Annotated in this window: 17 protein-coding genes and 3 tRNA genes; 14 read left to right on the forward strand and 6 right to left on the reverse strand. The window is 60.5% G+C overall.

Annotated elements, in window-relative coordinates:
* Positions 1–36: 36 nt before the first annotated feature.
* The 3 genes from ilvC to metG all read left to right on the forward strand — a co-directional run bounded on the left by ilvC (position 37) and on the right by metG (position 4,533).
* Positions 37–1,065: a ketol-acid reductoisomerase gene (gene ilvC / locus L7A20_RS09455; RefSeq protein WP_185174491.1), complete on the forward strand. Its 1,029-nt coding sequence runs from the start codon at positions 37–39 to the stop codon at positions 1,063–1,065.
* A 254-nt stretch (positions 1,066–1,319) separates the two neighbouring features.
* Positions 1,320–2,915: a phosphoglycerate dehydrogenase gene (serA, locus tag L7A20_RS09460; protein ID WP_237223230.1), complete on the forward strand. Its 1,596-nt coding sequence runs from the start codon at positions 1,320–1,322 to the stop codon at positions 2,913–2,915.
* A 76-nt stretch (positions 2,916–2,991) separates the two neighbouring features.
* Entirely contained in the window at positions 2,992–4,533 is a 1,542-nt protein-coding gene (gene metG / locus L7A20_RS09465; RefSeq protein ID WP_237223232.1) for a methionine--tRNA ligase, read from the forward strand.
* 95 nt (positions 4,534–4,628) lie between these two features.
* Here the strand turns inward: metG and L7A20_RS09470 are convergent, their stop codons facing one another.
* The gene (locus L7A20_RS09470; protein ID WP_237206385.1) at positions 4,629–5,696 is read right to left on the reverse strand and encodes a hypothetical protein; all 1,068 of its coding nucleotides are present in this window, start codon (positions 5,694–5,696) and stop codon (positions 4,629–4,631) included.
* A gap of 153 nt (positions 5,697–5,849) precedes the next feature.
* Here L7A20_RS09470 and L7A20_RS09475 point away from each other — a divergent pair, with 153 nt between their 5' ends.
* Positions 5,850–6,731, forward strand: coding sequence for a hypothetical protein (locus L7A20_RS09475; RefSeq protein ID WP_237223234.1), 882 nt, complete (start codon positions 5,850–5,852; stop codon positions 6,729–6,731).
* Between the two features lie 52 nt (positions 6,732–6,783).
* Here the strand turns inward: L7A20_RS09475 and L7A20_RS09480 are convergent, their stop codons facing one another.
* The 4 genes from L7A20_RS09480 to L7A20_RS09495 all read right to left on the reverse strand — a co-directional run bounded on the left by L7A20_RS09480 (position 6,784) and on the right by L7A20_RS09495 (position 12,360).
* Positions 6,784–9,378 (reverse strand): ABC transporter permease, encoded by a 2,595-nt coding sequence (locus L7A20_RS09480; RefSeq protein WP_237223236.1) that lies wholly within the window; start codon positions 9,376–9,378, stop codon positions 6,784–6,786.
* Between the two features lies 1 nt (position 9,379).
* Complete coding sequence (locus L7A20_RS09485; protein ID WP_237223238.1) at positions 9,380–10,129, reverse strand: ABC transporter ATP-binding protein; 750 nt, start codon at positions 10,127–10,129, stop codon at positions 9,380–9,382.
* A gap of 250 nt (positions 10,130–10,379) precedes the next feature.
* Positions 10,380–11,006: a response regulator transcription factor gene (locus L7A20_RS09490; protein ID WP_237206649.1), complete on the reverse strand. Its 627-nt coding sequence runs from the start codon at positions 11,004–11,006 to the stop codon at positions 10,380–10,382.
* Between the two features lie 106 nt (positions 11,007–11,112).
* A complete protein-coding gene (locus L7A20_RS09495) occupies positions 11,113–12,360 on the reverse strand; it encodes a sensor histidine kinase (RefSeq protein WP_237198560.1) in 1,248 nt (415 codons plus the stop codon).
* A gap of 123 nt (positions 12,361–12,483) precedes the next feature.
* Between L7A20_RS09495 and thrC the strand changes: the two genes are divergently transcribed.
* The 5 genes from thrC (at position 12,484) to L7A20_RS09520 (ending at position 17,177) form a co-directional block, all read left to right on the forward strand.
* Positions 12,484–13,911, forward strand: coding sequence for a threonine synthase (thrC, locus tag L7A20_RS09500; RefSeq protein ID WP_237223239.1), 1,428 nt, complete (start codon positions 12,484–12,486; stop codon positions 13,909–13,911).
* 188 nt (positions 13,912–14,099) lie between these two features.
* Positions 14,100–14,360 carry a type II toxin-antitoxin system RelB/DinJ family antitoxin gene (locus L7A20_RS09505; protein ID WP_237204488.1) on the forward strand — a complete coding sequence of 87 codons (261 nt, stop codon included), beginning with the start codon at positions 14,100–14,102 and terminating at the stop codon, positions 14,358–14,360.
* A 133-nt stretch (positions 14,361–14,493) separates the two neighbouring features.
* Positions 14,494–14,844 (forward strand): hypothetical protein, encoded by a 351-nt coding sequence (locus tag L7A20_RS09510; RefSeq protein WP_237223240.1) that lies wholly within the window; start codon positions 14,494–14,496, stop codon positions 14,842–14,844.
* 65 nt (positions 14,845–14,909) lie between these two features.
* Positions 14,910–15,968, forward strand: coding sequence for a 3-isopropylmalate dehydrogenase (locus L7A20_RS09515; RefSeq protein WP_237223242.1), 1,059 nt, complete (start codon positions 14,910–14,912; stop codon positions 15,966–15,968).
* A 111-nt stretch (positions 15,969–16,079) separates the two neighbouring features.
* Positions 16,080–17,177: a branched-chain amino acid aminotransferase gene (locus tag L7A20_RS09520; RefSeq protein WP_237223243.1), complete on the forward strand. Its 1,098-nt coding sequence runs from the start codon at positions 16,080–16,082 to the stop codon at positions 17,175–17,177.
* Positions 17,178–17,254: 77 nt separating this feature from the next.
* Here the strand turns inward: L7A20_RS09520 and L7A20_RS09525 are convergent, their stop codons facing one another.
* A complete protein-coding gene (locus tag L7A20_RS09525) occupies positions 17,255–18,946 on the reverse strand; it encodes an ABC-F family ATP-binding cassette domain-containing protein (RefSeq protein ID WP_237223245.1) in 1,692 nt (563 codons plus the stop codon).
* A 307-nt stretch (positions 18,947–19,253) separates the two neighbouring features.
* Here L7A20_RS09525 and L7A20_RS09530 point away from each other — a divergent pair, with 307 nt between their 5' ends.
* From L7A20_RS09530 to L7A20_RS09550, 5 genes are all read left to right on the forward strand, one after another.
* Entirely contained in the window at positions 19,254–20,030 is a 777-nt protein-coding gene (locus L7A20_RS09530; protein WP_237223247.1) for a fumarylacetoacetate hydrolase family protein, read from the forward strand.
* 49 nt (positions 20,031–20,079) lie between these two features.
* Positions 20,080–21,594, forward strand: coding sequence for a glutamate--tRNA ligase (gltX, locus tag L7A20_RS09535; protein WP_237223249.1), 1,515 nt, complete (start codon positions 20,080–20,082; stop codon positions 21,592–21,594).
* 309 nt (positions 21,595–21,903) lie between these two features.
* A tRNA-Gln gene (locus L7A20_RS09540) sits at positions 21,904–21,975 on the forward strand.
* A 25-nt stretch (positions 21,976–22,000) separates the two neighbouring features.
* Positions 22,001–22,073, forward strand: a tRNA-Glu gene (locus tag L7A20_RS09545).
* Positions 22,074–22,317: 244 nt separating this feature from the next.
* A tRNA-Glu gene (locus L7A20_RS09550) sits at positions 22,318–22,390 on the forward strand.
* Positions 22,391–22,447: the final 57 nt, after the last annotated feature.

The raw sequence follows: 22,447 nt of genomic DNA on the forward strand, positions 1-22,447 counted from the left end.
CTGCTGCCCCACAAGCGATCAAGGAGATCGAACACCATGGCAAAGATCTACTACAACGACGACGCAGATCTGGCGAACATCGCAGAACGCTCCGTCGCCATCATCGGCTACGGTTCCCAGGGCCACGCCCACGCCCTCAACCTGCGTGACTCCGGCGTAGACGTCCGCGTCGGTCTTGCAGAAGGCTCAAAGTCACGCGCCAAGGCAGAAGCAGAAGGCCTGCGCGTCCTCACCGTTGCAGAAGCAGCAGCAGAAGCAGACGTCATCATGATCCTCACCCCCGACCAGGTTCAGGCAGAGGTCTACAAGAACGACATCGCCCCCAACCTCAACGAAGGTGACGCCCTCTTCTTCGCCCACGGCTTCAACATCGTCTTCGGCTACATCGAAGCCCCCGAGGGCGTCGACGTTGCCATGGTTGCCCCCAAGGGCCCCGGCCACACCGTCCGCCGCGAATTTGAGGCAGGACGCGCCGTGCCCGCCCTCGTCGCCGTTGAAAAGGACGCCTCAGGTAAGGCCCTCGACCTGGCCCTGGCTTACGCCAAGGCTATGGGCGCAACCCGCGCAGGCGTCATTGAAACCACCTTCAAGGAAGAAGCCGAATCAGACCTCTTCGGCGAGCAGGCAGTTCTCTGCGGTGGCGCTTCCCAGCTGATCCAGTACGGCTTCGAAACCCTGACCGAAGCTGGCTACCAGCCCGAAATCGCCTACTTCGAGGTGCTGCACGAGCTCAAGCTGATTGTTGACCTCATGATTGAGGGCGGCATCGCCAAGCAGCGCTGGTCCATCTCAGACACCGCCGAATACGGCGACTACGTCTCAGGCCCCCGCGTGATCACCCCCGAGGTCAAGGAAAACATGAAGGCTGTTCTGGCCGACATCCAGGACGGCACCTTCGCCAAGCGCTTCATGGAAGACCAGGCAGCCGGCGGCCCCGAGTTCAAGGAACTGCGTGCCAAGGGTGAAGCCCACCCCATCGAAGCAACCGGTCGCGAACTGCGCAAGCTCTTTGCCTGGAACAACTCCGTTGACTCAGACTACGTCGACGGCTCAGTTGCCCGCTAAGCCAAGCTACTCTCACCTGCACCAGCAGTGAACTCTCAAGAGCCGGCTACCTCACCCACCCAGGGCAAGGTAGCCGGCTCTTGCCAACCCCCAGTAAACTGGGGGAGCGGTCTCGCTACAGCCGTACGGTGAACTGTAGCCTAACCACCGCACTCCTGCTCTCACCAGAGCACCCCTACCAGCGGCGTCCTTAGGGTCCGAAGCGCCAGCTGCCCCCTCCTCCAACCGTCACCCGCTATCTAAGGAAACCACCTGTGACTGCAAAACCCGTCGTTCTGCTCGCTGAAGAACTCTCACCTGCCACCGTTGAAGCCCTGGGCCCTGACTATGAAATCCGCTCCTGCGACGGAGCCAATCGCGACGAACTCATCCCCGCCATCGCCGACGTCGATGCCATTCTGGTTCGCTCAGCCACCCAGGTCGATGCCGAAGCCATCGCAGCTGCCAAGAAACTCAAGGTCATTGCCCGTGCAGGTGTAGGCCTCGATAACGTAGACATCAAGGCAGCCACCAAGGCCGGCGTCATGGTGGTCAATGCCCCCACCTCGAACGTCATCTCAGCAGCAGAGCTCACCGTGGGCCACATTCTGGGCCTGGCCCGAAACATTGCCGCAGCCGATGCCTCCATGAAGGCTGGCCAGTGGAAGCGCTCCGCTTTCTCTGGTGTTGAACTCTTTGAAAAGACCATCGGTATCATCGGCCTGGGCCGAATTGGTGGTCTGGTGGCCGAACGCCTCAAGGCTTTTGGCACCGAGATTATCGCCTACGACCCCTTCGTCACCTCCGCCCGCGCAGCAGCCCTGGGGGCAGAACTGGTTGAACTCGATGAGCTGGTAGAGCGCTCCGACTTCATCACCATCCACATGCCCCGTACCCCCGAAACCCTGGGTATGATCAACGCTGAGAGCTTCAAGAAGATGAAGAAGACCGCCTACGTTGTCAACGTAGCCCGCGGTGGCCTCATCGACGAAGCTGACCTCGATGCTGCCCTGCGGTCCGGTGAAATTGCCGGTGCTGCCATCGACGTCTACGTCAAAGAACCGGCCAAGAACGTGCCCTTCGTTGAGCTACCTAACGTCGTTGCCACCCCCCACCTGGGTGCTTCCACCTTCGAGGCCCAGGAAAAGGCCGGTATCTCGGTGGCAAAGTCGGTTCGCCTGGCCCTTGAAGGCGACCTGGTGCCCGATGCCGTGAATGTTGCAGGTGGCGCCATTGATAAGGACGTCCGCCCCGGCGTGCCCCTGGCCGAAAAGGTTGGCCGCATCCTTACTGCCATTGGCGGTGACGAGGCCCTGACCCGTGTTGAAGTCAAGATCGCAGGCGAAATCGCCACCAAGGACGTCACCTCCCTCAAGCTCTCAGCCCTCAAGGGTGTCTTCACCGACGTCGTCTCAGACAAGGTGTCTTACGTCAACGCCCCCGTGCTGGCAGAACAGCGCGGCGTTGAGGTTGAACTGGTCACCACCACCGAAACCGAGTACTTCCGCAACGAAACCGTGCTCACCGGCGCCCTGGCCAACGGCGAGGTGGTTTCTGTAGCCGGTACCGTCACCGGCCCCAAACTGATTGAGAAGCTGACCAACGTCAACGGCTTCGACGTAGAAATCCCCATCACCGACCACATGCTGGTGCTGGAGTACGTCGACCGCCCCGGCGTCATTGCCGCTATCGGCACCCTGCTGGGCACGGCTTCCATCAACATTGCCGGCATGCAGGTCTCCCGCAACGAGAAGAACGCTGAAGCCCTCTGCGTCCTTGCCCTGGACTCAGCCCTCTCCCTTGAAGTACTCGAATCCATCAAGCGGGTAGTCAACGCTTCTCGCGCAGCAGTTATCAATCTGGCTGACTAGTAAGAAGCGCGGGTGGGCTTTTTCCCGTGTGAAATAGCGTTCGCAGTGGTTGGTGTAAACGGGTAAAGTGGTAGCTATGACTTCTACCCCGTACTACATCACCACTGCGATTTCTTACCCCAACGGTGCTCCCCATATCGGGCACGCCTACGAGGTTATTGCCGCCGACACCATGGCCCGCTTCAAGAAGCTTGACGGCTTCGACGTGCGCTTCATGACCGGTACCGATGAGCACGGGCAGAAGATGCAGACCACCGCTGCCAAACAGGGCAAGACCCCCAAGGAACTGGCCGACGAGAACTCAGCCCGCTTCCGCGCTATGGCTGATCTGGTAGGTGCCGACTACGACCGCTTCATCCGTACCACCGATGCCGACCACTACGCTGCCTCTCAGGCCATCTGGAAGAAGATGGAAGAGAACGGCGACATCTACCTCGATAAGTACGCCGGCTGGTACTCTGTGCGCGACGAGGCCTACTACACCGAGGAAGAAACCGAGGTGCGCGACGGCGTCCGCTACGCCATCTCAACCGGCACCGAGGTTGAGTGGACCGAAGAGGAATCCTACTTCTTCCGTCTCTCCAAGTACGGCGACCGCCTGCTGGAGCTCTACTCCACCGAAGGCTTCGTCTACCCCGAATCCCGCCGCAACGAGCTGGCCGCCTTCATCAAGAACGGCCTGACCGACCTCTCCATCTCCCGCACCACCTTCGACTGGGGCGTACCTGTACCCGGCAACGAAAAGCACGTCATGTACGTCTGGGTGGACGCCCTGACCAACTACATCACCGGCCTGGGCTACCCCGATACCGAGGGCGAACTCTTCACCAAGTTCTGGCCCGCTGATCTTCACCTGATTGGTAAGGATATCACCCGCTTCCACGCCATCTACTGGCCCGCCTTCCTCTGGTCAGCCGGCCTTGAAATCCCCAAGCGGGTCTTCGGTCACGGCTTCCTGCTGGTTGACGGCGAGAAGATGAGCAAGTCTATCGGCAACGTGGTTGACCCTGCCGATCTGGTCGCCAGCTTCGGCCTGGACCAGCTGCGCTTCTTCCTGCTGCGCGATGTCTCCTTTGGCCAGGACGGCTCCTACTCAGCCGAAGGCATCAAGAACCGCATTAACTCCGACCTAGCCAACGACCTGGGTAACCTGGCCCAGCGCTCCCTCTCCATGGTCGCCAAGAACTGCGACGGCAAGGTTCCGACTCACGGTACCTTCACCGCAGAAGACACCGCCATGCTTGAGATGGCAGCGGCCCTGTACGAGCCCGTCCGCGCTGACTTCGATGAGCAGGCCTTCCACCGCGCCCTGGAGCGCATCTGGCAGGTTGTGGGTGAAGCTAACCGCTACTTCACCGCCCAGGAGCCCTGGAAGCTGCGCAAGACCGACCTGGAGCGTATGAACACCGTGCTCTACGTGACCGCCGAGGTACTCCGCATCGTCGCTACCCTCACCCAGCCGGTTATGCCCACTTCCATGGGGAAGATGCTCGACCTGCTGGCGGTAGCTCCCGAGAACCGCCTCTTCGCAGCGCTTGACCGGGCTCTGGAACCCGGCACCGAGCTGCCCGCCCCGGCCCCCATCTTCCCCCGCTACGAGGAACCCAAGAACGTCTAGGCTACGAGCAGGGTATCCAGCAAACGCATAAGGACGCGGCCCCCACCTTTCGCGCGAAAGGCGGGGGCCGCGTCCTTATGCTTACACCCGAGAGGCTAGAACCAGCCGAGCTCAGTGACCTTGTAGTAGACCATCTGAGACAGGGCAATGTAACCCCAGCCGTTCAGGTGCAGGCCGTCGGAGGAATACAGGGACGGGGGAATCTGCCCGGCCTCGTAGGCCTTACGGTCTTCGTCTGAAGACCAGACACCTGAGCCAGAAAGGGCACCGTAGCGCAGCCAGGACTCCTGGGTAGTCTCGCGCAGGTAGGTCTCGGGGTTCATGAACTTAGCCCCGTAGGTGCTTGCCGCCCACTCATTGTAGGCCTTGACCTTCTTGACGCGGTCAGAGTCGAGAGTATCGCCCCTCGATGCAAAGTGGCCCATCACGATGGTGCGTTCGGGCGCAAGATCGTAGCATCGCTGGGTGTCCTGGGTGATGCGGTCGTAATCGCTGATATTGTTACGGCCAATCTGCAGCACATGGTAAGAAGAGCGGCTAATCATTTCCTGGTAGGAGTAGAACCAGGCTGCCTCAGTATTGGCGGGGGCGTAGATTTCTTCCCCGGGCACGACGCGGGTAAATGTGTAGGTGCCTTCGGTGCTACCCGCTTCGAGGACGCCCGCTACGCCACCTACATAACCGGGTACGTAAGCGCTGACACCCCAGGCAACATATGTAGAGTCTGACAGGGTGATGTTGACGCTTCCGCTGGCCGGGATACGGTCGTTGGGGAAGGAGAGCTTATAGATGTTGGTTGCTACGCCTCGGCGGGCTGCGATCATGGTGGAGGTTTCGCCACCGCGGCCGAATTCTAGAATCGGTGCTGAAAGGTAGCTGCTGAGCAGGGCTTCCATGCTTGCATTGAACCCCGCAGGCACGCCTTGGTCGGCTTGGGCACCTTCGAAGGAGGAGCTACCCCACAGGGCCAGGGAGGGGCCGGTGACGGTGGGGTAGGTGAAATCTGAGGGGAAGACGCTGGCGGTTGCGTCTGCTGCGTGGGCGGTAGCGTTGATGGCTACGGTTCCTGCTGCGGTGGCAACACCGGCCACACCTGTGAGTGCGGCAAAGCGCATGAGGCCACGGCGGCTGGTCTGAAGTCCTTGCTGGTCAAGGGAGGTCATGGCGTTTGTAGTCTGCTTTCTGTGACGAGGTCGTCGTGGATTCATTCGATGATTGTGGTGATGCTGCTTCTTCATAGTAGTTAGAATTGAGGCTGATTATCTAGGGAGGACGCCGTGTCATTACTTACGAACCGCTGTGTAAAAGGGCTCGCTGTGCTTGGTTGTTTCACAGCTTTAGGGCTGGCCGGGTGTTCTTCGCAGCCTCAGAACTTTGATGAGCTGACTGCTGAGACCGCTAAGACTGAGCATCTTGAGGCTCTGCAGTCCTGGATTTTCCCGCCTGCTGAGGCTGAGTCTGCCCGCCGGGCTTTTGTGGAGCGCTGTGTGGCTGAGGCCGGCGGTAGCTACAAGGAGCCCGAGGTTGGGCTGACCCTGGATTCGGCTGTCTACACGGGTCGCACCACTGAGGAACTGAAGACCTCTGGTTACGGTCAGCTGCCTGCCGCTGAGGGGCGGGCGACCGCCAGCTTTGACGAGGCGGGACTGGATGCCTACCTGGGTAAGGACGGCGAAACCTTCACCGTGACTTTCATGGAGTACTCCAGCGGCGAGCTAAACTCGGCTGGCTGCATGGCCCAGAGCTATGAGTACATCTACGGCTCTGTAGAGAGCGGTGTGAAGGCGGCCCTGCTGGCCCCCGAGTTCGCCCAGGCTATTGAGACCAGCCTGCGGGCCGATGAGAACTACCTGGCCCTGCAGGAGTCGTGGGCTACCTGCATGAAGGACGCGGGGTTCGGCCAGGCCTCGAGCACCGACCAGGCAGCCTATAGCGCTAGCCTGCTGGGGGCTGATAGCGCCGAGAAGATGCTGCAGGCCGATATCTCCTGCCGTGAGAGCATTTCCTTTGACTCTTCTATCACTGATCTGAAGAACTCCTACTATGAGGCTGTCTACCAGCGTCTTGAGCAGTTCTCTGAAGAATTAGAAGCTACTCACGCAACCGCCCTTGAACGGGTTGAAACCGATAAAGCCGACCCCAAGAATACTTCACCGGTGACCGTCCCAACCCCCACCGCTAGCCCCAGCGCTAGCTAAGGCGGGGCGGGCGTCCGGCCCCTGAGAGAAGCGGACGCCCCGCCCCACCCTGCTAGCTCACTTCCTGAAGGGCGGCAACTGGCGGTATGCGGGAGGCTGATCGGGCCGGGAAGAAGACCGTGGCCCAGGCCAGGAACAGGCCACCTGCAAGAATTGCTAGGTAGTGCCAGGGCTGTAGACCATAGACTAGATCAAGCCCCAGTATCGGGAAGACCTGCATCAAAAGTAGGGCCGTGACTGCTCCAGCGGCCGTGCCCCAGATCAGGGCAAAAATAGCCAGAATCAGGGTCTCGTAGCTGACCGCTGCCTGTAGTTGACGGCTGGAGAGGCCGTTAATACGGAGCAGGGCGTAGGAGCGGCGGCGCTGCTGGGTGGTCAGTAGCTGGGTGTTGGCCAGCCCCACGAGTGAGACGAGCAGTGAAGCTGAGAGTAGCCCCAGAATTACCCAGAGAACGGCGCGCATATCCTCCTGGAGCCGGGTTTTCTCAAAGGTTACGCCTGAGAGCTCGCCTGCCTCCTGGCCGATAAGGTCAGCGATAGGGCTGAGTACCGAGGAAGAGTTATTCCAGCTGATATCGGGCGTGAAGTTGACCTGTAGTAGGCCGGTATCTGTTTCTAGACCGGTCGGAGGCATGAGCTCTGAGCCGCTGATGAGCTGGCCATTCTGCGTGGTGATGAGGATACCGCGCAGGGTTGCCGGGGTGATACTGACGGCAAGTTCCACAGAACCCTGAGTACCTTCGATATAGAGCTCTTGGCCTTCGTCAATACCGAGAACATCTGCATCGAACTGGCTCAGAAGCACCGTCCCTTCGGTGAGCTTCTGGCCGACGTCTTCACCCTGTAGACGGGTGAGGGTCTCTGGGCCTGCGGAGTAGACCGTTGTGTCTAGCCAGCTATCGGTTACGGTGATGAGCCTGCCCTGAGGCAGGGCGATGAGGGCGGCGTCCACTCCCTCTATCTGAGCGATCTGGCGCTCTATCTCGTGCAGGCGGGCGGTATCTGGCTCGGTCAGTATCGCTTCAACGTCGTAGGGGTAGTTACGGTCAAGCTCTGCCAGCATACTGTGCTGCATGGTGGAGTAGCCGGTGAGGGCTGCGCTGACAAAGGCTGCACAGATAAAGACCATACGCACGGTCACCGAGGCGGACGCCCTCGATTGGGCGATATTGCTGTGGGCCAGGGCCGCGGTGGAATAGGGCTTGGCACAGCGCCGCAGCAGGGCCAGACCCGGGGCTGCAAGTAGGGGAGCGGCTAGCACAAAGGTGAAGGCTGCAAGCACGGTAGCTACTACAATCAGGGCTGAGTACTGGCCAGCCAACCCCGAAACCGCGCAGAGGACCGTGATGCCTGCAAGGAACAGGCAGAGTAGCATCAAGGGCCAGGTGCGGCGTGTGCGCTGAGCTACCGGTGCCTCATGCTGGCTATTGAGTGCTGCCACCGGTGGAATCTTTCGGGTGTTCCAGACCGGCTTGAGCACAGCCAGCAGGGTCACCACGGTGCAAATCAGCAGAGCGATGATACCTGCTAGTGGGTTGTAGGTGACCCGACCCGTGGTATCGAGAGCAAAGGCTGCTAGGTAGGCTGTGAGGACACCGGCCAGGGCTGAAAGGGCCCCCAGGGCGGCAGCCTCAAGCAGCAGCATACGCACCACCGTCTGACGGGTGGCACCGAGGGTGCGCAGCAGGGCCAGCTCGCGGGAGCGGGCCGCTGCATGCACCTTATAGGTGCTGGTGATAATGAAAGCGCTCATCAGCAGGGAGAGAGCCCCAAAGCCAAAGAGGATAGAGAGCAGAGCGGTGTAGCTGCCAACGGCCATACTCACGTCGTTCCTGATTTGCTCTTCAGTCGATGAGACGGTAAAGGCAGGGGAGTTGGAGAGTGCCTGTTTGACTTCTTCCAGAGAGGCAGAAACGGGTTCTTTGAGCTTTAGAAGTACCTGCTCATAAATGCCGTTAGTAGTATTACCCCAGTGTTTTCGGCTGTGTTCTATGTAGGTAGCTACCCCGGTGCCCGGTGTAAAGACCATATCTGCCCCTGCGTTGTAGCCGACGGGGCGTTCGTAGATACCGGTGACGGTGTAGGCCACCTGGGGGAGGGGCTCTGTCAGGTCGGTTTGCTCGGTTACGGTAGAAAGATCATCGAGGACGACCGTCCCGCCCACCCCTACAGAGAGAGCTTCTGCTGCCCGGTCGGTAATCACTATCTGATGGGCGGACGTCGGAAGGCTGCCCTCTTTCATGGGATAGGGGAAGAAGGCCTCAGCGGGCATATCGGCTTGAACGATGCTGTAGGTGCTCTCTGCCTGCTCTCCTTCAGCCGGTGTATGGATAACGGAGTAGGTAGCGGCCACTGCCCAGGCCGATTCAACTGCGGGAAGACTCATTACCCGGTCGGCCTGCTCCTTGCTGAGAAGGAAGTCGGTGGCGTCCCCTTCAGAGAACCTATCGGTGGTTTCAACAACGGCATCGGCGGTGGAGTACTTCTGGCCTGCTGCCTGCCTCACCTCGTCATAGAAGGAGGTATTGATGAGCAGAACGGACGTGAGAAAGAAGGCTGAAATCGCGATGCCGATGGAGGTCAGCGCAAAGCGCAGGCGGTGCTTGCCCAGGTTAGAAAAGGCAACGGTAGCTAAGGTGGTAGCCATCTTAATCACCCAGCCTTGCCAGGGCTGAGAGCACACTGGTCTGGGTGGGAGCTTCGAGACCACCGGCTAGCTGGCCGTCCTTGAGCAAGAGCACCCGGTCAGCGTAAGAGGCCGCGAGCGGGTCATGGGTCACCATCAAAATGGTCTGCCCCTGTTCCCGGCTGGCCTGCTGCAGGAGCCCCAGCACCTCGGTACTGGTCGCCGAGTCGAGGGCGCCGGTGGGTTCGTCCGCAAAAATGACGGCCGGGCGCGGGAGTAGGGCCCGGGCGATAGCCACCCGCTGCTGCTGCCCACCGGAGAGCTGCGAAGGCAGGTGCTTGAGACGGTCCTCAAGGCCCAGGGTACGTACTAGCTCATCGCGCCAGATGGTATCAACCGCCACCTTAGCCAGCCCCAGGGGAAGCTCCATGTTCTGGGCCGCTGTGAGCGTGGGAATCAGATTGAAGGCCTGAAAAATAAAGCCGATATTACGGGCCCGGAACTCAGCTAGGGCGGCATCCTTGAGCCCCGTCAGCTCCACGCCCTTGACCTGTACGGACGTCTGTTCCCCGGGGTCGGGGGCATCGAGAGTTGCCAGGGTGTGCAGCAGGGTTGACTTGCCGGAGCCAGAGGGGCCCATGATGGCCGTGAACTTGCCCCGCTCAAAATCAATGGAAATGTTGCGCAGGGCGTGCACGGGGGACTCGCCCGCGTAGGTTTTAGAAAGATGCCGGGCAGAAACAGCGATAGGAATAGTGTGTGAGGTGCTCATATACCCAGTATGGCAAGGCAGTGGGGCAGGGCACATCGCACTATGGAGTGAAGCGAAAGGGGCGGGCCTCATACCTAGGTATGAAATAGGCTCGTATGAAATAGGCTCGTATGAAATAGGTTCCGCAGACTCACGCTCGCTGCCGACCCTCTCGCCCGATTCGCTTCGCTCATACGGCGATTCACGCCAGCCGCCGAGCCAGCAGCTTCGCTGTGAGTCTGCGGAACCTAATAATTTTCAGTATTGAAGGTTAAACCAGCCCCGCCTCGTAGGCAATAATCACTGCCTGCACGCGGTCGCGGGCCTCAAGCTTAGCCAGAATATGCGAGACATGGGTTTTGACGGTCGCCTCAGAAACAAAGAGCTGCTGGGCCATCTCACCATTCGACAGGCCCTGGGCAATGAGCAAGAAGAGCTCGCGCTCGCGGTTGGTCAGGCTGGCAATCTTTTCAGCGTGTTTCTGGGGCGCCTGCTGGGTGGGTGCGCCCCCTGCCAGGTGGGGAATCATCTGTTCAAGCAGCCGCTTGGTGGCGCTGGGGGCGATGACGGCGTCCCCGCGCTGCACCGTCCGAATGGCCCCGAGAAGCTGCTCGGGTGGGGCGTCCTTGAGCAGGAAGCCGCTGGCCCCGCGCTGAACCGCGGCGTATACGTAGTCGTCGATATCGAAGGTGGTCAGCATGACCACCTTGACCTCGGGGTGGGCGGCGATGATAGCTCCGGTTGCTTCGATGCCATCGAGCACCGGCATGCGCACGTCCATGAGCACCACATCAGGCCCCAGCCCCGCGGCCTGCAGCTCGGCGACCAGCTCGATAGCCTGCTGACCGTCCCCGGCCTGGGCCACCACCTGCATATCGGCCTGCGAACCAATCAGCATAGCCAGGCCAGAACGTACAAGCTGCTGGTCATCTACAAGAAGAACTCTAATCACGGTTTTACTCTATCGCTCCTGGTCATCATGGGGGGGGCTGGTGAAAACGGGTCTAGGGCACGAAGGGAATCTGGGCAAAAACCCTAAAAGACCCGTCGGCTAGGCGGCCGTAGTGCAGGGTGCCGTGGTACATATCGACACGTTCGCGCATGCCCAGCAGCCCGCGGCGGGCACCGGGCAGGGGCTGGGTGGGCTCGGCCTGGGGTAGGTTGGTGATGTCGATATCCAGGGTCTGCTTACCCTCGCTAATGGTGACGGTCACCAGGGGAGTGCCCGGGCAGTGCTTGGCCACGTTGGTCAGGGCCTCTTGCACAATACGGTAGATGGTCAGGTCGGCACCCTGCGGCAGTTTCTCTTCAACCCCCGATACCGTGCTAAAGCGCACCGGTATGCCCAGCTTCTGGGTTTGCTCAATGAGCTGGGGGACGTTGTGCAGGGCCGGGAGGGGCTCAACGGTAGTGCCCTCATCGGTGCGCAGGACCCCCAGCAGGGTACGCATCTGTTGCAGGGACGACCGCGCCGCCTCAGAAATCGTGCCCAGGGCGGCTAGCTCCACGGGTTCATTCTGCGCGGACGCCCCCGCCCCGCTCCCAGCCTGCTGGGCAGCGGCAGCGTAGCGGGCGCCGTCCGCCTGGGCAATGATGACAGACAGCGAATGAGCCACAATATCGTGCATTTCCCGGGCAATGCGGGCCCGCTCATCGAGGGCGGCAAGGGCTCGCTCCTGCTCCCGCTCGTGTTCCAGCTGGCGGTTGCGCTCAATCAGGGCCCGGTGGCGGTTCTCGCGAAGCCGCCGGGAGTCGCCAAAGAACCAGGCAATCGTGACAATCGCCGCGCAGATAAAAGCAGCGGTCAGGGCGGTGGCGTAGAACTCGAAGGAACTGGGGTTATAGACCAGAAAGGGGCGGGCGAAAACAAACCCACCGACGACTGAAGCTAAGAGAGCTGCGACAAAAATTCCAATACGCACCGGCTTCGAAAAATACCGCACCAGGTGGTAAACCATCACCGGGGCAGCCCACCAGGAACCCACCGCCGGGTACTGGGCGGGTATGGTAACCAGCAGCGATACCACCACCAGAACCACCACCAGAACCGGCCGGGAATACCTGAAATAGAGACTCGACGTAGCAACCAGCCAGGCCGCTATATAAACCAGCGCCCAGGTGCCCTCCACCATGGCAAGACCAAAGGCAAGCGTTATCACCAGGGTCAGTATCTGCCCCAGGGCAACAGCAAGCGCATTGACCAGCTTCTTCCGGCGCTGGGTAGTAGCCAGTTCTATCTGTAGGGTATCCACCCTCCTAAGTCTAAAAGCCGCCCCGGCCCCGGGAAGGCGGCGGCGGGCGTCCGCACCCCAAATTCATACCGCAGTATGAGCGCCTAGCACCACCGGCCGGGCAGTTTCGGTAGGCTTATACCCATGCAGTACATCTCAACCCGCGACACCACCCGCACCCCAGCTAAGTTCACCGATATTCTGCTCGGTGGCCTTGCCCCCGACGGCGGCCTCTACCTGCCCGAAACCTACCCCACCCTCGACGATGCCACTCTGACCCGCTGGCGTGCTGTGCTTGCTGAGGAAGGCTACGCAGCCCTGGCCGCAGAAGTACTGCAGCTCTTCATCGACGATATTCCGGCTGAAGACATCAAGGCTATGACCGCCCGGGCCTACTCCTACCCCAAGTTCGCCTCAGAAGAGATCGTTCCGGTGACCGAACTGGAACCCGGCATCCTGATCGGCCACCTGTCTGAGGGCCCCACCGCCGCCTTCAAGGACATGGCCATGCAGCTGCTGGGTGAGCTCTTCGAATACGAGCTGGGCCGCCGCGGCGAAACCCTCAACATTGTGGGCGCCACCTCGGGCGATACCGGCTCATCTGCCGAATACGCTATGCGCGGCCGCCCCGGCATCAAGGTTTTCATGCTCACCCCCGCTGGCCGTATGACCCCCTTCCAGCAGGCCCAGATGTTCGGCCTGGACGACGAAAACATCTTCAACGTGGCACTTGACGGTGTCTTCGATGACTGCCAGGACGTTGTCAAAGCCATCTCAGCTGACGCCGTCTTTAAGGCTGATAAGCGCATTGGTGCGGTGAACTCCATTAACTGGGCCCGCCTGATGGCTCAGATTGTGTACTATGTTTCATCCTGGATTCGCGCTACCGAAAGCAACGACCAGCAGGTGTCCTTCTGCGTGCCCACCGGTAACTTCGGTGATATCTGCGCCGGCCATATCGCCCGCCAGATGGGCCTGCCCATTGACCGCCTGATTGTTGCCACCAACGAGAACGACGTGCTCGACGAATTCTTCCGCACCGGCGACTACCGGGTGCGTTCCTCGGCTGATACCTACGAGACCTCCAGCCCTTCCATGGATATCTCCCGTGCCTCTAACTTTGAGCGCTTCATCTACGACCTGCTAGGTCGTGACGCTGAGCGTACCGCCGATCTCTTTGGTCTCAAGGTGCGTCAGGGCGGGTTCTCTCTGACCGATGACCCTGCCTTTGCAGAGGCGGCTGAGCGCTACGGCTTTGCCTCGGGCCGCTCAACCCACGCTGACCGCGTCGCCACCATCCGCGATGCCAACGAGCGCCTGGGCGTGCTGCTTGACCCCCACACCGCGGACGGCGTTAAGGTCGCCCGCGACTGGGCAGAGAAGGTGGATACCCCCATTATCTGCCTGGAAACCGCCCTGCCGGTTAAGTTCGCTGAAACCATCCTTGAAGCTACCGGCGCCGAGCCCGCTATCCCTGAGCGTTTTGCCGGCATTATGGACGCCGACCGCCACGTGATTGACCTGCCCAACGAGGTTGAGGCGGTCAAGGAGCTGATTGAGAAGAACGTCTAACCGTTCTCACCACCTATAGAACCACATGCCTTGTTACTCCCCAGCTGAATTCTGGGGCTGGTGACAGGGCATGTGGTTTCTTGTTACTGGGATGCTTGAACGCATGAGTTTCTCGGTAAAAGTCTTGAAAAGATAGATTCACGCGAGTAGGGTGCAACTGTAATGACACTGTAATAACAGGAGCACTCATGACTGATGCAACAATTTCCTTCCGCACCGATAGCGCCACAAAAGAAGAGGTACGAAAACTCTACAGTGACCTCGGCCTTGACCTCAGCACTGCACTGAATATGTTCCTTAAGCAGTCGCTCGTTGATAACGGTCTACCTTTTACTCCGCACCGCGAGAACCCTCTCAATGTACGAGCGCGCCAGGAAGCTGAGCAGCGGCACGGGAAAACCTTCACATCGGTTGAGGCTCTCATGGCTGATTTGACCGATGCTGACTAGAATCCACCGAACCAGCCAGTTCAAAAGAGATGCCAAAGCACCGCAAAACCCTCCTTCGTTTCTATGTCAGTCACTTGTATAAATCGTGAGACTAGCTAGCGGGGGGGGGTAATTTGATTGTTATAGTTTCCCTATGATAAGCGAAAAAGAGTTCTTTGCGGCGGTATTGCGCCTGGCCAAGCCCCTCACCCCGAGCGACCGTGAGTTGAGCGCCGCTGAACGGGAGACCGCAATTGCAGCCCTCGCTGAAGCACAAGCACAACCGACCTGCGACTGCGGCACCTGCCTGACCTACGACCTGCTTTACCCGGGCGAGCCCGTCAATCAGGACCTGCCCCGCACCTACCTGGCTGCAAACACCAAGGACGGGGACGCGCTCGTCCTCGCCCATCTGGTAGGGGATAAACTAGCTACCCTCGAAGTAGCCCCCACCGGCAATAAGCCGGTAGAGGTACTGCCGGCTACCGACAACCTCACACCCTAGATCAATATATGAAACCACCAGTCAAAATATGGGCAAAGCTGCGCTCGCAGGACTAGCCTTAAACCATGACTGAAAACAGCTCCATCAACCTGGCCGTCATCCCCGGCGACGGCATCGGCCCCGAAGTAGTAGCCCAAGCCCACCGCGTCCTTACCCGCGCAGCCGAACTCGATAACATCACTGTCACCTCCACCGAATACCCCCTCGGTGCAGAGCACTGGCTCTCCACCGGTCAGACCCTCACCGAAGAGACCAAGACCGCGCTCGCCCAGCACGATGCCATCCTCTTTGGCGCTGTGGGCGCCGACCCGCGCTCGTCTGCTGTGCCCAGCGGCCTGATCGAACGAGAAATCCTGCTCAACCTGCGCTTCTCCTTCGACCACTACATCAACCTGCGCCCCTCCCGCCTCTTCCCCGGTGCTGTTTCACCCCTGAGCAACCCCGGCGACATCGACTTCGTCGTCGTGCGTGAAGGTACCGAAGGCCCCTACGCAGGCAACGGCGGTGTGCTCCGCGCCGGAACCGACGCCGAAATCGCCACCGAAGTCTCGGTCAATACCGCCTACGGCATCGAGCGCCTGGTGCGCTACGCTTTCGAGCTGGCAGCTAGCCGCGAGAAGAAAAAGCTGACCCTAATTCACAAGACCAACGTGCTGGTCAACGCTGGTGCCCTCTACAACCGCATCTTCAACAAGGTCGCCGAAGAATACCCCCAGGTCAGCACCGACTATCTGCACATCGACGCAGCCACCATCTTCTTCACCACCGACCCCGCCCGCTTCGACGTGATCGTCACCGATAACCTCTTCGGCGACATCCTTACCGACCAGGCCGGGGCTATCACCGGCGGTATCGGCTACGCAGCCTGCGGCAATATCAACGCCGACGGCACCTACCCCTCCATGTTTGAGCCCGTACACGGCTCAGCCCCCGACATTGCCGGGCAGAACAAGGCCAACCCGACTGCGACCGTCCTGGCCGCTGCCATGCTCCTGCGCCACCTGGGTCACGAGACCAGCGCCGCCCGCATCGAACAGGCAGTAGAAGCAGACCTCGCAGCCAACCCCGGCGCAACCCGCGCCACCGACGAAATTGGCGACGCAATCCTCGCCCAGCTGGGTTAAGCCCCTGACCCCACCGAAACCCGGTGGGGTCTTGCGTAAGCTAGCTAACAGAGCGAAAGACCCTGGGGTACCCTAGATAAGAGACCCCACGACACAGTTTGAAGGATGAGCATGTCACTCGAATTCACCATCAACCGCAACCCCAACCCCGCCAGCGCCGAACGACGCGCCGAGATTCTCGCCAACCCCGGCTTCGGCAACTACTTCACCGACCACATGGTGCGTATTGACTGGCGCGGCACCCACACCGACGGCGGCGAATGGACCAATGCCCAGGTCCTGCCCTACGGCCCTCTGAGCCTGGACCCGGCGGCTTCCGTTTTCCACTACGGCCAGGAAATCTTTGAGGGCATCAAGGCTTACCGCCAGGCGGACGGATCTATCACCACCTTCCGCCCCGAAGAGAATGCTTCTCGACTGAACAAGTCAGCTGACCGCCTGGTTCTGCCTAACCTGCCCGAAGAGCTCTTCGTTGAAGCCATCCGCCAGCTGGTGACTATCGACGCTGACTGGGTTCCCTCCGGTGAGGGCGAATCCCTTTACCTGCGCCCCTTCATGATTGCCACCGAGGCTTTCTTGGGCATTCGCCCGGCGCACGAGGTCTCCTTCTTCATCATTGCGTCCCCCGCCGGTAACTACTTCGGCACCCCCAAGCCCGTCGATATCTGGCTTTCGACCACCTACGCCCGCGCTGGCGTGGGCGGCACCGGCGAGGCAAAGTGCGGCGGCAACTATGCAGCCTCCCTGGCAGCCCAGCTGGAGGGCGAGGCCAACGGTTGCAAGCAGGTCATCTTCAAGGACCCCAACCGCGATGACGCCATCGAAGAGCTCGGCGGCATGAACGTCTTCTTCGTTTACAAGGACGGACGCATCGTCACCCCCGAGCTGACCGGCACTATTCTGCGCGGTGTGACCCGTAAGTCCATCATCAAGCTGGCTGAGGACCGCGGCCACACCGTTGAGGAACGCAAGATTACCCTGAGCGAGTGGCGCGAGGGTGTAGCAAACGGTGAGATTACCGAGATTTTCGCCTGCGGTACTGCTGCTGTGATTACCCCCGTGGGTAAGCTCAAGGCCGCTGACTTTGAGGTCCCCTCGGCTTCTGGCGCTGACGGCGGCGAGGTCACCATGGCTCTGCGTCAAGAGCTGGTTGGCATTCAGACCGGCAAGGTTGAGGACCGTCTGGGCTGGAACGTCAAGCTGGTCTAGTCTCTCTTCTGGTAGGTACCACCTAAATCAGAAAAACCCACCAACCAGGTGGGTTTTTCTGATTTAAATGGTCTTTTCTAGTTGTTCTTGGGCAGCGTCAGGACGCCCGTCAGGCCCAGTTGCGAACAGAAGGCTTCGTCGTGGCTGACCACCAACAGGGCACCCTCATAGGAGGCTAGCGCCTGGATTAGCCAGTCCACCGAGGCCATATCGAGGTTGTTGGTGGGCTCGTCCAGAATCAGCAGCTGCGGTGCCGGGCTGGCCAAAAGGACGGTTGCCAGGGCCACGCGGAATCGCTCCCCGCCGGAGAGAACACCCACGGGGAGGTGCACCCGTTCCCGGCGGAAGAGCAGCCGGGCCAGGTCATCGCGGACCTGCTGTTCGGTCAGCGTCGGGTTGGCTGCCATAACCAGCTGCAGCATGCTCTGGTCCTGGGGAAGGGCCAGTCGCTGGGGCAGGTAACCGGTGTTCGCTACCCGGTAGTTGCAGGAGTAGCGGGCGGTTTCAGCAGCCTGAGAATCACCCATGATGGCCCTCAGCAGGGTGCTCTTACCTGACCCGTTAGACCCGGCTAGCCGTAGGCGCTCTGGGCCCTGGACAATCAGCCGCTCAGGCAGGGGAGTAGCCGCTGCCGCCCCGTCATCCGCCTGCTCCTGCTCACCCTGGTAGGGGCTGGCGTCCGCACCGGTACCCTGCCGTAGGGTTAGCTCCAGTACCCGCTTACCTGCTGGCACCCGGGTGCCGGGCAGGTCAAGATAGATGGCCTGGTCCTCGCGGATATCCCGTTCCCGGGCCTTCCGGGTTGCAGTAGCAGCGTCAAGTCTGCCCTGGTGGGTCTGCCGAACCTTAGCGGCTGACCGCTGGGCTGAGGAAGCCGCCAGCCCCATCGACATACGCGATCCCCGCCGGTTAGCCTGGGCGGTCGCCCCAGCCCGGGCTGCGCGGGCCAGCTTGGTTTCTGCCTCGATGCGCTCCCGGTTTTCCTGCCGCTCAACCTGCTTGGCCTCGCGCAGGTGGCGAGCGGCAGCGTCCTGCTCAATGTCAATAGCCTGCCGGTAGGCGCTGTAGTTACCGGCGAAAGAGCGCAGGGCCCCCTGCCTGAGTTCCAGCACTTCATCGACCCGCTCGAGCAGGTCGCGGTCGTGACTGACCACGAGCACGGGGCAGGGCAGAGTATCTAGGAGCCGGTAGAGAGTAGCGCGGGCGTCGGCGTCGAGGTTGTTGGTGGGCTCATCCAATAGTAGGACGCCGGGGCGGGTGGCAACTAGGGCTGTGAGGGCTGCGGTGACGGCCTCGCCACCTGAGAGCGTGCCGACGGTACGCCGCATGAGGGCGTGGGCGTCGGTAGCGGCTAGGGCGGGGGAGAAGCCGGACGCGGCCAGGGCAGCCTGGGCTTGCTCGGCGGCATCCCAGTTATCACCGATCCGGTCGTAGAGCTCTTCTGAGTAGTCGCCGGCTTCTAGCGCGGTGAGAGCATCGAGGACGTCGGTGATAGCGAAGAGGTCGGCGATGGTGGTCTGCGGGGTGAGTCCTAAATCCTGGGGCAGGTAGGCGACGGTACCGGGCCGGCTGATGCTGCCGCTCGTTGGTTCTAGGGTGCCTGCCAGAATCTTGAGCAGGGTTGATTTACCGGAGCCGTTATCGCCAATGAGGGCTGTGACCGGGGCACTGACAGCGCCGGTGAGGTTTTCAAAACAGGGTGTGCCGTCGGGCCAGATCAGGCTGAGGTTGTTAAAAGAAAGGTGGGGTTCAGATACGGAAGTAGGCATGTGGGTGCGATCCATTCAGCGTCAAAGAGGTGAGGTGCTGAAAACCGCGGTGAGGGGTTTCAGCGTGGTCTAGAGAGCCGATGAAAAATCCACTGGGGTGCCTTCCGTAGGGAACAAGAACTGGTGATTACTGTAGGGGAGCGGGGCGGACGCTGTCAACGACTTCTGAAATTTATCCGGTGCTGCCGCTTTTTGCGAATGGACCACAAAAGTGACGGTTGTATGTATTGAGATGAAGGAATTTGAGAGGAATCTGGTCCCTACAAAAAGCGGTTAACCTTGTGCTCAAGTCCGGTAGTCTAGAACCATGCGCATTGCCCGATTTACTGTAGACGATACCCTGCACTTTGGCCTGGTTGAAGGTGAGCCCGGCGAGGAGACCATCACGGTCCTCTCCGGCGACCCCTTTTACACCGGCATTAACCCCACCGACAAGCGATACCCCCTAGCGGACGTCCGCCTGCTTGCCCCCATCATTCCCCGCTCCAAAGTCATTGGTGTGGCCCGCAACTGGCGCGACCACGCCTCCGAGCTGGGCAACGAAACCCCCACCACCCCCCAGTTCTTCTTCAAGCCCAACACCTCCGTCATCGGCCCCGGCGACCCCATCGCCCTGCCCGAATGGTCAGACAACGTCTCCTTTGAGGGTGAGCTCGCCGTCGTCATCGGCCGTATCGCCAAGTCCGTGCCCCTGGACCGCGTTCCCGAAGTTATCTACGGCTACACCGTCGCCAACGACCTGACCGCCCGTGACGCCCAAAAAACCGATATCCAGTGGGCCCGGGCTAAGGGCTTCGACGGCGCCTGCCCTCTCGGCCCCTGGATCGAAACCGACCTGGACACCGACGACCTGACTATCCAAACCTGGGTCGACGGCGACCTCAAACAGGACGGCACCACCGCCGACATGGTCTTCTCCGTGGCCGAACTCGTCGCCGCAGCCAGTGAATACTTCACCCTACTGCCCGGCGACGTGATCCTCACCGGTACCCCCGCAGGGGTAGGACGCCTGAGCGCAGGTAACGAGGTTGAGATTGAGGTTGAGGGTATCGGCTCCCTCATCAACACCGTCCGCGCCGAGTAAACTAGAACCTACGAACAGCTTTCAACTAGAAAGGGATGTGCCCGCATCCATGAGTGATTACGCTCTGAAACTCAACGACCCCAGCGAGACCCGCGTCCGCTTCTGCCCCTCACCCACCGGCACCCCGCACGTGGGTATGGTGCGAACCGCCCTCTTCAACTGGGCCTACGCCAAGCACACCGGCGGCACCATGGTCTTCCGTATTGAAGACACCGACGCTGCCCGCGACTCCGAAGAATCCTTCAACCAGGTGCTCGAATCCCTGCAGTGGCTGGGCATCAACTGGGACGAAGGCGTCGGCGTCGGCGGCCCCCACGAGCCCTACCGCCAGTCAGAACGTATGGACATCTACGCTGAGGTAGTAGAGAAGCTCAAGGCCGGCGGCTTCATCTACGAAGACTTCTCCACCCCTGAAGAAGTTGAAGAGCGCCACAAGGCCAAGGGCGAAGACCCCAAGCTGGGCTATGACAACTTTGACCGCGACCTGACCGAAGAGCAGAAGGCCGCCTACCGGGCCGAGGGCCGCCAGCCCGTCCTGCGCCTGCGCATGCCCGATGAAGACATCACCTTCCACGACCTGGTGCGCGGCGACATCACCTTCAAAGCCGGATCCGTACCCGACTTCGTGGTCGTCCGCGCCAACGGCAAGCCCCTCTACACCCTGGTCAACCCCGTGGACGACGCCCTGATGGGCATCACCCACGTGCTGCGCGGTGAAGACCTGCTGTCCTCCACCCCCCGCCAGATTGCCCTCTACCGGGCCCTGGTTGAGGTGGGCGTCACCAGCTTCATCCCCGAATTCGGTCACCTGCCCTACGTCATGGGCCAGGGCAACAAGAAGCTCTCCAAGCGCGACCCCGAATCTAGCCTCTACAACCTGCTGGATGCCGGCTTCATCAAGGAGGGCCTGCTCAACTACCTCTCCCTGCTGGGCTGGTCCCTCTCCCACGACGAAGACATCTTCACCATGGACCAGATGGTTGCCGCCTTCGACATCAAGGACGTGCTGGCTAACCCCGCCCGCTTTGACGTCAAGAAGGCTGAGGCCATCAACGGCACCCACATCCGCCTGCTGGAAGCAGAGGACTTCCGTAACCGCCTGGTTCCCTTCCTCTACAAGGCCGAGTTGGTCTCAGCCGAGAGCTTTGAGCAGCTGACCGAGCGCGAGCAGGCTATTCTGACTGAGGCTGCGCCCCTGGTGCAGGAGCGCATGCAGCTTCTGGGCGAGGCCCCCGGCCTGCTGGGCTTCCTCTTCACCGCCGATGAGAAGATCGAGGTTGCTGAGGACGCCGCCAAGCAGCTCAAGGAGTCAGCACCGGCAGTTTTGGATGCGGCGATCACCGCCGTTGAGGGCCTGACCGATTTCACTGCCGCAACCATTGAAGCTGCCCTGCGCGAAGCTATCGTCGACGGTCTTGAGATCAAGCCCCGCCTGGCCTTCGGCCCGGTGCGCACCGCTATGAGCGGCCAGCGCATCTCACCGCCTCTCTTTGAGTCCATGGAGATTCTGGGCAAGGATTCCTCCCTTGCCCGCCTAAAGAAGCTGCGCGCTTCCCTGGCCTAAAAAATATCGAGGTTTAGCTCACGCCCCGCCCCGTTTCCCTGTCTTCAGCAGGGGAGCGGGGCGGGGCTTTCTTCCTACCAGATGCGGGTAAAAGGGGTGAGCGAGGACGCCCGCAGCAGCTTTTTCAGGAATTTTTACAAAAATTTTGGGGCCAAAAACCGCTAGAAATAAGGGTAAACACGGGGTGAACTACTTGAATGTGAGCCAGCTCTACAGATTTCGAGTTGCATGCCCTCAAAAGCTCGTATAGAGTTATTACTCGTTGCGGCGATGAGTTCCGAAAGGAAAACGAGCCGGAGCAAATAATAATGGGATATGGTGTAATTGGCAACACTACGGTTTCTGGTACCGTCATTCTAGGTTCGAGTCCTGGTATCCCAGCGAACATCTTGGTTCAAGATGTTACGGCCCCATCGTATAGCGGCCTAGTACTCCGCCCTCTCACGGCGGCAACACCGGTTCAAATCCGGTTGGGGTCACAGGCTAAAATCCCTCGCTTCATTCGAAGCGGGGGATTTTTTCGTGTGTCTGAATGCAACATGTTGCGGTGGCCACCAAATGTGGCAGCGCCATCGCCACATATGGCGGTAGGCGCCACATGTGCCCCGTGCGCCTGTGTTCTTAGAAATGGCACAGATTACACCCTTTCAGCTTGCGCACAGGTAAACGGTGTGTGTATAGTTTTATCTGTTGCCGGAAACGGTAGCGACTCGAAAGAGTTTCGGCCCCATCGTATAGCGGCCTAGTACTCCGCCCTCTCACGGCGGCAACACCGGTTCAAATCCGGTTGGGGTCACAGGCTAAAAGCTCCACATCCAGTAGGGTGTGGAGCTTTTCTTTTGCCCACAGTGTC

This window comes from Rothia nasimurium (assembly GCF_928381415.1).
GTDB lineage: Bacteria > Actinomycetota > Actinomycetes > Actinomycetales > Micrococcaceae > Rothia > Rothia nasimurium_H.